Origin of the sequence: Alkaliphilus transvaalensis ATCC 700919, from assembly GCF_000621485.1 — a bacterium.
In the GTDB taxonomy this organism is placed as follows: domain Bacteria; phylum Bacillota; class Clostridia; order Peptostreptococcales; family Natronincolaceae; genus Alkaliphilus; species Alkaliphilus transvaalensis.
Genome location: NZ_JHYF01000006.1, coordinates 180,679 through 192,378 on the forward strand (window position 1 = coordinate 180,679; position 11,700 = coordinate 192,378).

Annotated in this window: 10 protein-coding genes; 5 read left to right on the top strand and 5 right to left on the bottom strand. The window is 33.3% G+C overall.

Going from position 1 to position 11,700, the window contains the following annotated elements; all coding sequences use genetic code 11:
- Positions 1 to 90: 90 nt before the first annotated feature.
- Positions 91 to 1,488 (bottom strand): argininosuccinate lyase, encoded by a 1,398-nt coding sequence (gene argH / locus T335_RS0106960; protein WP_026476899.1) that lies wholly within the window; start codon positions 1,486 to 1,488, stop codon positions 91 to 93.
- A gap of 282 nt (positions 1,489 to 1,770) precedes the next feature.
- Between argH and T335_RS0106965 the strand changes: the two genes are divergently transcribed.
- Complete coding sequence (locus tag T335_RS0106965; RefSeq protein WP_026476900.1) at positions 1,771 to 2,259, top strand: dUTP diphosphatase; 489 nt, start codon at positions 1,771 to 1,773, stop codon at positions 2,257 to 2,259.
- A gap of 302 nt (positions 2,260 to 2,561) precedes the next feature.
- Here T335_RS0106965 and T335_RS0106970 read toward each other — a convergent pair whose 3' ends face one another.
- Positions 2,562 to 3,935 (bottom strand): MATE family efflux transporter, encoded by a 1,374-nt coding sequence (locus T335_RS0106970; protein ID WP_026476901.1) that lies wholly within the window; start codon positions 3,933 to 3,935, stop codon positions 2,562 to 2,564.
- 379 nt (positions 3,936 to 4,314) lie between these two features.
- Between T335_RS0106970 and T335_RS0106975 the strand changes: the two genes are divergently transcribed.
- Positions 4,315 to 5,835 carry a carboxypeptidase M32 gene (locus T335_RS0106975; protein WP_026476902.1) on the top strand — a complete coding sequence of 507 codons (1,521 nt, stop codon included), beginning with the start codon at positions 4,315 to 4,317 and terminating at the stop codon, positions 5,833 to 5,835.
- A 179-nt stretch (positions 5,836 to 6,014) separates the two neighbouring features.
- Here T335_RS0106975 and hcp read toward each other — a convergent pair whose 3' ends face one another.
- Positions 6,015 to 7,304 carry a hydroxylamine reductase gene (gene hcp, locus T335_RS0106980; protein ID WP_026476903.1) on the bottom strand — a complete coding sequence of 430 codons (1,290 nt, stop codon included), beginning with the start codon at positions 7,302 to 7,304 and terminating at the stop codon, positions 6,015 to 6,017.
- Between the two features lie 323 nt (positions 7,305 to 7,627).
- Here hcp and T335_RS22220 point away from each other — a divergent pair, with 323 nt between their 5' ends.
- On the top strand, positions 7,628 to 7,777 hold the full coding sequence (locus T335_RS22220; protein ID WP_156943641.1) for a hypothetical protein: 150 nt from the start codon (positions 7,628 to 7,630) through the stop codon (positions 7,775 to 7,777).
- 121 nt (positions 7,778 to 7,898) lie between these two features.
- On the opposite strand, the gene T335_RS0106990 is transcribed toward T335_RS22220, so the two are convergent.
- Positions 7,899 to 8,108: a hypothetical protein gene (locus T335_RS0106990; RefSeq protein ID WP_026476904.1), complete on the bottom strand. Its 210-nt coding sequence runs from the start codon at positions 8,106 to 8,108 to the stop codon at positions 7,899 to 7,901.
- A 128-nt stretch (positions 8,109 to 8,236) separates the two neighbouring features.
- Here T335_RS0106990 and T335_RS0106995 point away from each other — a divergent pair, with 128 nt between their 5' ends.
- Positions 8,237 to 8,677 carry a DUF2383 domain-containing protein gene (locus T335_RS0106995; protein WP_026476905.1) on the top strand — a complete coding sequence of 147 codons (441 nt, stop codon included), beginning with the start codon at positions 8,237 to 8,239 and terminating at the stop codon, positions 8,675 to 8,677.
- A 175-nt stretch (positions 8,678 to 8,852) separates the two neighbouring features.
- On the opposite strand, the gene T335_RS0107005 is transcribed toward T335_RS0106995, so the two are convergent.
- Positions 8,853 to 10,829, bottom strand: a complete 1,977-nt coding sequence (locus T335_RS0107005) for a molybdopterin-dependent oxidoreductase (protein ID WP_026476906.1) — start codon at positions 10,827 to 10,829, stop codon at positions 8,853 to 8,855.
- A gap of 195 nt (positions 10,830 to 11,024) precedes the next feature.
- On the opposite strand from T335_RS0107005, the gene tpx reads away from it, so the two are divergent.
- The gene (gene tpx, locus T335_RS0107010; protein WP_026476907.1) at positions 11,025 to 11,534 is read left to right on the top strand and encodes a thiol peroxidase; all 510 of its coding nucleotides are present in this window, start codon (positions 11,025 to 11,027) and stop codon (positions 11,532 to 11,534) included.
- The last annotated feature ends 166 nt before the right edge of the window (positions 11,535 to 11,700 follow it).

The following is an 11,700-nucleotide window of genomic DNA, read 5'->3' on the forward strand; positions in this document are numbered from 1 at the left end:
AATAAAACTGTATATCATTAAGAGGGGTATATCGGATATCTTGTTATGGGGTTTTAAACATATACACTAACTAATATAAAATTGATAAGGCTATTTCATGTCCTTTACCATTTCTTTTCCTACCTCAATTTGACGAGCAACCTCACTTCTAGCTGTACCGCCAAAGGTACTTCTTCTATCAACAGCGGCCAAAGGAGAAAGAATCTCTTTAATATCTGCCTCAAAGGTAGAATGATATTGATGCCATTCTTCCAGCGTAAGATCTTCAAAGTTCTTATTTTGTTGAACACAATATTGAACAATATTACCGACAATTTCATGGGTCTCTCTAAAGGGAACCCCTTTTATAACTAAATATTCAGCTATATCAGTGGCTAATAAAAATCCCTTTTCTAAGTGGGGTTTAATCTTATCCTCTTTAGCCTTTATCCCTGCAATTAGAGGAGTTAGAACATCTAATACAATATCAACTGTAGCAATAGCGTGGAAGACAGGGCGCTTGTCCTCTTGTAGATCTCGGTTATAGGTTAAAGGTAGGCCCTTTATGTTAGTCATCAGATCGTAAAGACCACTTATAACACCACTAGCTTTTCCTCTGGTAAGCTCTAGCCCATCGGGGTTCTTTTTATTAGGCATCATACTTGAGCCTGTACAAAAAGCGTCTGGAGGCTCAATAAAATCAAATTCTGAAGTACACCAGATTATTAAATCTTCACTTAGTCTACTGGTATTAAGCATAAAGGTAGAGGCAGCAAATAAAAACTCTAATAGGTAGTCCCTGTCGGAAACAGTATCTAAGCTATTTTCTGAAGTGACTGCAAAGCCTAATAAGTTTCTAGTAAACTCCCTATCAAGGGGTAGGGTAGATCCTGCCAAAGCTCCAGAACCTAGAGGGTTAACATCAGTAGTTGTATAGGCATTACTAAATCTTTTAAAATCCCTTGTAAACTTCCAGAAATATGCCATCCAATAATGACCCATAGACACCGGTTGTGCATGTTGAAGGTGGGTAAAACCAGGAATAACAACATTAATATCCTCCTGAGCTTTGTTTAAAAGAGTTTCTAAAAAGATGATCAACTTTTCTTGTAGCTTTTTAATAGCATCCTTCATATATAGACGATAATCAGTAGCTACCTGGTCATTTCTAGATCGGCCAGTATGAATTTTTGCTCCTAAGGGTCCAAGTTTTTCGATTAATCTAGACTCTATGTTCATATGAACATCCTCAAGGGCTATTTTAGGTTGAAATGTCCCAGTTGTAATTTCATCTTCAATTTCATCAAGGACATTTAGAACTTTAGCTAGTTCCTCATCAGAGAAAAAATTAATGCTATGTAGCATTTTAGCATGGGCACGACTTCCCATTAAGTCATGTTTATAGAATAACCAATCATAGTCTAAGGATTGGCTAAATTGAAGCATAATTTCTGCAGGAGAGCTAGAAAAGCGTCCACTCCAGAGGGCTTTATTAGAAAATTGTTGCATAACTAATACCTCCTAATGTATATTTATACTATTAATATACCAAAAACCCACCAATATAACAATATAAATTTGTAGAAATATTCGTTTTGTTGAAATAATATGCATGTTTTTATAGAAACAAGGTATCCTTTATCCTACCTATGTTGGATAGAATAATAATAAGAGATATGATAAAATGAATAAGGTAATTAAATTACTACAGCTTAGGTTCTTTAATAATAGAAAATCTTATACATATTTAAGCTTTTTCTTTTGTTAATGAAATTAAAGGGGAGGAATTAAATGAATATTAATGAACTTTATCATATACAAAAAGAGCTAGATAGGAAAATTCTGAAAGAACATCAACTTGAGGGAAGGGACTTAATATCTGAGAAAATACTAGCCCTCCAAGTGGAATTAGGAGAATTAGCAAATGAAACAAGGTGCTTTAAATATTGGAGTAAAAAAGGTCCTTCTGAAAAGTCAATTATTTTAGAAGAATACGTAGATTGTCTCCACTTTATTTTAAGCATTGGTCTTGAAAAACAGTATACAAGTGATATAAATGAAGTAAAGTCTGATGAAGAAGTGATAGCAACCCATCAGTTCCTAAAGGTTTATAGTCACCTTTCAAACTTTCAGCAAAACAATTCAAAAGAAAACTATTTAGCCCTATGGCAAAGTTTTATTGTATTAGGAAAGGCATTAGGGTTTAGGTGGGATGAAATAACAACTGCATATTTGAAAAAAAATGAAATTAATCACCAAAGACAAAAAGAAGGATATTAAAATAGTAATCAATTAAATTATTATAGGATATAAAATAATGAAATAAGGGCCTCCATTGGAGGTCCTTAGCATTTTATATATAACGAATAGGAAACACTTATGATCAAAATCACCCAGTAGAATGAAAATGAATTACTTTAATATTAAAGTACTTAATGTAATGAGTTTCAACGAAGTCATCCTTTAAATCTTTCGAAGGATTACTTTGTTATAACGAATAGGAAACTATTGTTTTGAATAGATATATCCTTAAATTTATCAATAAAAGATTATGATCCTCAAGAACTTTATATTTGAGGATTTTAATTAGCCAATACATTTTTATGGATAACTCGCTCTTCCCAGTTTCCTATAAAGTAAATTAATAAACCCACCAGACAGATTAATCCATTACTTAAAACCATCGCATACCACACACCATTAGCCCCCCAGTTGGTATATCTGCCAAATAGTACAATCATTGGTACCCGTAGACACCAAAGACGGCCCATTTCCATGATCATAGCATAGAAGGTATGGCCAGATCCTTGAAAGGTTCCAACAAAGACTTGAAAGAAGCCCATAAGGGGTAAGGAAGCAGAAATTAATCTTAAATAGTCTAGACTTTGCTGAAAAGTGACTGCATTATCCTTTATAAATATACCTACAATTTTCTCAGATAAGAAATACATTATAATAGCCCCCGCCACCATAAATAAGGTAGAAAGCTTTATAGCTGTTTTAAAGGCTAGCTTAGCCCGACTCTTATTTTCTGCTCCAAGGTTTTGACCAATGATTGTGGCTAAGGCATTACCAATTCCCATAACAGGCATTAGAATCAATGAATTAATTCGATTACCAATTCCAAAGGCAGCTAAGGTATGATCACCATAGGCTAAAACAAAAGAATTAAGAAAAATAAAACCAATGGCAGAAGCCGATTGACCAACTGTAGCTGGAAAACCGATTTTAATAATCTTAAATAATACTTCTTTTTCAATACGCAGGTTTTTCAAGCTAAGAGTGATTCCATTTTTATGGGCAAATAGAGTATAGACAGCATAAATTGCAAAGATACCTCTAGAAAGTACTGTTGCAATTGCAACTCCTGGAACCCCTAGTCCCAAGGTAACGATAAAAATTGGGTCAAGAATAATGTTAAGAACAACCCCACAAACATTTAGAATCATTGGGCTGACGGTGTCGCCTTGCCCTTGCTTGATGGCATTATAAACGAAAAACATAAAGATAAAAGGCATTTCCCAGAACATAATTCTAAGATATTGTGAAGCATACTTTAAAATATCACCTTCTCCTCCCATCGCCCTGATAATAGTAGGTGTAGCGAAGTATCCAATTACACTTAAAAATAGTGATAGAATAAGGGAAAAGCAGAACATTTGACTAGCGACTCGACTGGCACTTTTTTTATCTTCAGAACCTGTATATTGGGAGATTAAAGCCGTACCAGCAATATTAACCCCCATACCAAGGGATAAAGTTAAAAAGATGATAGGAAAAACCAGCGTGATGGCAGCAACTTCTGTTGTTCCAAGCGTGCTACTAACCCAATATGTATCTGCTAGGTTGTAAAGAGTTTGAACAAAATTGTTGAACATAATGGGGGCTGCTAAGGTTAGAATCACCTTTGGCATTGCTCCATTTAAAATTAGTTGGCGTTTACTTCCGTAGTCCATATTTCCTCCTTGATTATTATTTAGAATGTCTAAATATATTATATCACTTTCAAAAGCAAAAATAAAATATTAACTGTATATTTTTAAAAAACTGAAAAATAAAAATAATATAAGTTGAGGATATTGCATAATGCCTTTAGGGGCTAAAAGATTGTTCTAATGATATATAGGTATTGGTTTTTAAGCATTGTAGATAATTACTCTAAATAAAGTTACCATCATAGGTTTATTTAGGGTAAGAAAATAGATACAATTATATTATTGATACAAAATATAAAATATTTATTAAATTTTGACTTATGCCAATAGAAATAATAAAATATCTATATAAGGAATTTTATATGGCTTGATCATTACTAGTTATGTGAGGAGGAATAAAATGAGAGATTTACAATCAACTATTGAGCAATATTTAAATTTGACAAAAAAGCGGAATCACTTTATGGAGGCAACAGGACTAATGAGTTGGGACCTACATACAAATGCACCAAAGGGAGCTGTGGAGGGACGTTCTCAGGTAATAGGAACGATGGCAAGTGAAATGTTAAAAATATCAACTTCACCAGAAATGGAGAACCTTCTTAACGAACTATTGCAGGAGGAAAATTTTCAACAATTGCCAGAGATCATTAAAAAATCAGTAGTTGAAGAACATAAACAATTTAGTCGTAATAAAAAAATTCCTCAAGAAAAATTTATGGCTTACAAAATTCTTACCTCAAAGGCTCAAGCAGTTTGGCAGGAAGCAAAGGGGAAGAATGACTTTAATTTATTTCTGCCTTATCTAGAGGAGATTATTCAATATAATCGCCAAATGGTAGAATTATGGGGATATCAAGAACACCCTTATGATGCCTTATTAGATCAATATGAGCCAGGGATGACTGTAAAAATTTTAGATGAGATATTTAGCTATCTTAAAGAGGAGACAATTAAGTTATTAGACAAAATTAACGAATCTTCAAATACTCCAGATATAAGTATGTTTAATAATACCTTTGATATTGAAAAGCAGAAACAAATAAGTTTAAGAATATTACATCTTATGGGATATGATTTCAATAGAGGTAGAATGGATGTTAGTGCTCATCCTTTTACAATCGGACTCAATTTAGGAGATGTGCGTGTCACGACAAACTTTGCAGAAGATTCCTTCCAAAGTGCCTTCTACGCTTCTATCCATGAAGGGGGACATGGCATATATAATCAAAACCTTCCAATAGAATTAAGGGATACTAATCTTTGTAAAGGAACCTCTACAGGGATTCATGAATCACAATCAAGATATTGGGAAAATGTTGTAGGGAGAAGCAAAGGATTCTGGAAATTCTTTGAAGAGGAAGTAAAGGAAACTTTTCCCCAACAGTTTAAGAAGGTCACTACAGATGAAATCTATCGGGCTATTAATGTGATACAACCTTCCCTCGTTAGAATATTTGCAGATGAGGTTACCTACAATTTACATATTATCGTTAGATACGAATTAGAAAAAGATCTAATTAGTGGTAAAATACAAGTAAAAGACCTACCTACTTTATGGAATAATAAGATGGAAGAGTATCTTGGCATTAGGCCAGAAAAAGATAGTGAAGGTGTACTTCAAGATATGCACTGGTCAGGTGGTATGTTGGGGTACTTCCCAACCTATTCGCTAGGTAATATATATGCAGCACAATTTACTAATCAAATGAAAAAAGACCTAGCAAACTATCATAATTTAGTAGAAACGGGAGATTTCAAAGAAATACTAAAATGGTTAAAGGATAACATCCATTGCTATGGAAGATTACTAGAACCAAGCGAACTAGTAGAAAAGGTTACTGGTGAAGGAATTAATCCTAAGCATCTTATCCAATATTTAAAAGAGAAGTATTCTGAAATTTATCAAGTTGAATTATAGTTAATGATCAGAAGAAGTATATAAACATAAATATGCAAACATAAATATGTAAGCACCAATAATCTTTTTAGGACTGCAACAAATTAATAAAGATATAATTAAATGAATTATTTCTCTATAAAAAGTAATAACCCACCATTTGGCGGGTTATTACTTTTTTATTTATTATTTATGGGAGATTATCCTAACATAGCTGCTAAGTCTTCTTTAGCATCTCCTGTTAATTTTAAGTTGAAAGTATCTTGTAAAACCTTTAATACTCCTTCAGAAATAAATTCTGGTGGTTTTGGTCCAATATAGATGTTTTGGATACCTAAGCTGAATAATCCTAAAAGAATTGCAACAGCTTTTTGCTCAAACCATGAAAGAACAATGCTTAATGGTAATTCGTTTACTTCACATTCAAAAGCATTTGCTAATGCTAATGCAATTTTAACGCCAGAACCTGAGTTATTACATTGGCCTAAGTCGATATATCTTGGAATGTTAGTTCCAGGAACTACTCCATAGTCAACATCGTTAAATCTGAACTTACCACAAGAAGTAGTTAAGATTACACAGTTCTCTGGAAGAGAAGTTGCTAATTCTCTATAATATTCTCCACCTTTACCAGGGGCGTCACAACCTGCAATTACAAAGAATCTAGCGATTTTTCCAGCTTTAACAGCATCGATAATTTCAGGAGCAATGCTTAACACAGTTTCATGGTGGAAACCTGTTGTTAAAGTCTTATCTGATTCGATATTAGCTTTTGGTAAAGATAAAGCTTTTTCGATCATTGGAGTAAAGTCATCATTTTCAATTTTTGCTACACCTTCAAGACCAGCTACATCATATGACCAGAATCTGTCTGAATAGCTTCCTTTAATAGGCATTAAGCAGTTTGTTGTTCCAAGGATACAACCTGGGAATTCTTCAAATACTTTTCTTTGATCATACCATGCTTTACCAACATTACCCTTTAAATGAGGATATTTCTTTAGTTCTGGATAACCATGAGCTGGAAGCATTTCAGAGTGAGTATAGATATTAATACCTTTACCTTCTGTTTGCTTTAATAATTGTTCTAAAGCAAATAGGTTATGTCCAGTAACTAGGATACAGTGTCCTTCTACTTTATCTTCAGAAACAGTTATTGGTTGAGGAACTCCTAATAAAGAAGTATGGGCTTTATCTAATAAGTCCATTACTTTAACAGTAGCAGTACCAACTTTCATAGCCATTCCGATATGTTCTTGTAAGTTGAAGTTAGAGTTTGTTAAAGTCATGTAAAGTGCTTCTTGAGTAATTTGGTCTACTTCAGGATCTCTAAAACCTAATTGAGCAGCATGAGTAGCATAAGCTGCGATACCCTTTAAACCAAAAATCATTGTATCTTGTAAGCTGGCGATGTTTTCATCTTTACCACATACACCGATATGGCTTTTACATCCTCCCTTTGGAGTTTGTTCGCATTGATAACAAAACATAATTATTTCCTCCTTTTATATTTAAATAATAAATTATTGCTGTTTTTTGATTACAATAACATAATACATGATAATGCTTTAAGAAAATGTGACCTATATCACCATTTACTGTGATGATTGTCAAAAGGGATAGTAAAGAAGGAAAAGGTAGGGATAGTTTTAGCGTAAATAAAATTTGATTTGAGAATAATTTTCAATAGGTAAGGGAAGAATAATTTTAGAAACACTTCAAAGAATAGTGTAAGAGAATAAAGAGAAACATATAAAGAATCGTTTTTTGAAGGGATATGAAAGGAAAAATTAAAACATTGGAGGGATCTTTTATGGAGGAAAACAAAGATACAAGACCACTATTTTTAAATGAAGAACTATCACCAGAAATGTTAGATTCCTTAAGTCAATGGGCGCAGATGGAAGGATATACCCACCATCCTGAAGATTTAGCTAAACTCTTTATGGGACATATTAAATAATTCAATATCCTATGCAAGTAATTATAGTCAAGTATTCTATAATTACTTGCTTTTTTTGTATTACCTCATTTGAGCATATAAAAAGGACTAAATTCTATAAAATTCAGTCCTTTTACAATAATTATTTTTGTTCTAGTTGATATGAGAAGGGGTAGACTTCTTCAGGAGATTTATTCAATTTAGAAGCAAAGTTATCTGGAACAATTTCTTCAATTACACCTTGATCGCTGTGAAGCTTTACGTTCCAAACCTCATCACCATTTTCTATTAATAAATCAGCATTATAGACAGAACCATCAGCTAAAGTAACTTTTCCTTTTTTCCATGGCATATTTAATCACTCCTTTCAAGATTAGTGTTAGCTATATAGCCTTAAATATGAGTTATTAATTATGGAAAAAATCAAAGTGAATAAAAAAGAACACAGATACAAAAAATTAATATGTGAGGTGATAAAAATTGAATGAACCAAATATTGAAACACTAAATCAGCTCTTACAAGGAGAACATATGGCTATCAAAGGTTATGAAACAGTGATGTCTACCCTAGCAAATAATCATTTAAAAACCCAATTAAATGGGATCCTTGAAGACCATAAAAGACACGCCATGGAAATCAACGATAGAATCTATAAACTGGGTGGAGATCCAAAGGAATCTACTGGTGTTGCAGGTTTGATGTCAGATATGAAACTTAAAATTGAAGGTATTGTTAGAAATGACAAGATAATGTTGAAGGAACTATATAAAGGAGAAGAAATGGGAGTGTCTTCAGTCAAAGAAATAATTAAAGGAGATCTAGACAGAGGTAGTTTAGAAATGGTAGAAGAGATCCTTAAGACGGATGAAAGACATCTTATGACCCTAGATCAGTTAATAAAAGAACAGGAAAACAAATAAAAATTACCCCTTTGGTGAGAAGTCAACTTCATCGCAAACCAAAGGGGATATTTAATGACTATGATAAATCAATTTACAATTAATGGATTTGAAATAACAATACTCGTGAATGATATGATAGTACTTGTGGATCATAGTTTTTATGAATAAAGGTTATTTAAGATTAACAGTGTGATTATGTAGTTTCTCCCTTACCTAAGGAACTAATCCTACAGAAGCAATGATTATAAATGGCCTGATTACCAATATCTGAAACACCGCTGGGGGTTAAGGTATTTACACCTTGATTTTTTAGCCACCAACCTTCATAGATTAAGAGAAGATTATTTCCTACTCCTTCATCTAATTGAGGAATTACTTTAATTTTCCCATATTGGGATTCAAGCTCAGCAGGTTGATCAATAATAATTTTAAAAGTATTTAAAGTTTCACGATTACAATAAACCTTAGGAAGCACCCCTTCTTCAACCCTATTAAAATGTTGAGAATGTAAAGAATGCTTAGGGTGAAGACTAAGAAGTTGTAGTGGATAATCCTCTTTAGCTGTCGTAGATCTTGTCACCTTAGTATTTTTTAGGTTAATGAATTGATACTTTTTCGTGGATGTAGCAAATTGTTTATTTCGCCAAGGAATTTCATTTCCCTCCATCGATAAATTTTTACCCTGTAACTCCTTTAATGATAGACCAATATTAGCTAAGAGTGGCCCTAAGCCCCTTTCAAGATATTGTTCTTCCTTTCCATAATGCTTTACAAACTCCACCATGTTTAACTTTTGAGCCAGTAGATTAAAAATTTCAAACTCATTTTTCACACCATCCCTTGGAGGTAAAACCTGTTGGGTATAAAAAAAGTGGGAATGCCACATAGAGGAATAAAGAAAATCTTCTTCTTCAAATATATGGGTACAGGGTAAAATGTAGTCTGAAGCAGCCGCTGTATCTGTCATAAAGAGATCAATGGTTACTTTAAAAGGAATCTTATCAAAGGCTTCTTTCGTTTTATTGGTATTAGGAAGCTGTAAAAGTGGGTTTCCCTTAGTAATAAACATTCCCTTAATTTCATCGGGCCTTTCTTCAAGGATATACTGATAAAACTGAGAACGGATAAAGCTAGGTTGTTGTCCATGTTGATGATTACTTAAATAATCCCAGTCAATCCATTGCTTAATAAATTGATTAGCATAACTAACACCTCCGCCAGAGACACCGATATTACCAGTCACTGCTGCTAAGGCATCAATTAAGCGAATGTTACGACCGCCGTTGGGATAACGCTGAAGACCATAACCTAAGATAATACTTGAAGGTGATGACATACCATAAAGAAAAGCTAGTTCTTTTACTTCCTTAAAGGTTAAACCAGTAGCTTCTATTAATGAATCTAATTCTAAGTGTTGCAATTCTGCCTCAAAACTGGCAAAGTCGTCGCAATAATTATTTAAAAATTCCATATGATGTAGTTTATCATTAATAAGAATCTTTGCCATAGCTAAAGCCAGGTGTCCATCTGATTCTGGTTTTATTTGATAATAATGGGTTGCTAGATGGGCTGTAGCTGTTTTAATAGGGTCGATAACAACGATATTTGCTCCTTGTTCCTTAGCTTTCTTTAGAAATGGAACGAGGTGAACGTTTGTATTAACAGGATTTCTACCCCATATAATGACGGTTCTAGAATTTAATAGATCTTGGGGAGGATGACTTAATACTTTACCAAAATCAGCCTTCTGTGCTGCAATTCCAGCTCCCCAACATAAACTACCTATAGGGAGGGTCACTTTACCTAGGCTATTAAAAAAAGCAGTATCAATGTTCTTCTTCAACCCACAATGGCCAGATTCACTGTATAGGAGTAGGGAAGAAGCACCATAAGCATTTAGAATGTTTCTTAAATGTTGAGCTATTTCCTCTAAAGCTTGGTCCCAACTAATATTAATCCAATTTCCATCAATCTTCTTCATGGGGGAAGTGATTCGATGGGGGCTATTAACTCTTTCTAGATGTTGCATTCCCTTCTGACATAAAAAGCCTTGCGTAATGGAATGGCTATGATCCCCCCTAACCTTCAAATTTTTATCGTCATAGACAGTTACCTCTATACTACAGGTATCCCAACAATCTAAGGAACAGGCAGTCTTAATTTTTTTCACAAGCTTCACTCCCTCATAGAATAAAAATTCTAGTTTTAATAGCATTTACTATACTCATGAAATTATTTTACCATAGGAAAGCTACTTTAAAAATCTAATGTTTTCTCATATAATTTTTATTAAAAATGATTGGAATACATGAATGGGGGTATCTAGTAATAAAAGAATGTAAAAGTATTGAAAGGGGCAGATAAAATGGAAAAAAGAACAGGGATTATAACCATGAAGGGGAATCCTGTTACGTTAGTAGGGAAGGAACTAAAGGTGGGAGAAGAAGCACCAAACTTTGTTGCCTTAACAAAGGAATTAAAGCCCTATGGATTAAAGGACATGGATGATAAAGTAAAACTTATAAGTGTAGTGCCATCAATAGATACAGGGGTATGTGACCTTCAAACAATGACCTTTAATGAAGAAGCAGCTAAGTTAAAGGACGTGATTGTAGTAACGATCAGTATGGACCTACCCTTTGCATTAAACCGTTATTGTGCAGCAAAAGGCATAGAAAATTCCATTACTTTATCAGATCATAAAGATGCATCCTTTGGGACAGCCTATGGGTTCTTAATTGAAGAACTAAGGCTATTAAGTAGGGGAGTAATCGTCCTTGATAAAAATAATACTGTAAAATATGTAGAATATGTTAAAGAAGTTACTAACCATCCAGACTATGATAAGGCATTAGAGGTTGCTGCAAGTCTTTAAAATTATCTGAAGTATATAAGTAGAGACTTATAAATAATAATTAGAATAGTCATTAGAATTAAAATTTAGGATTATGAGACAAAAAAGAGATAGGATTACCCTATTTCTTTTTTTAAGTTAAGAACCTAATACTGTAAGTTGAAAAATACTCTTCTAAAACTAATAC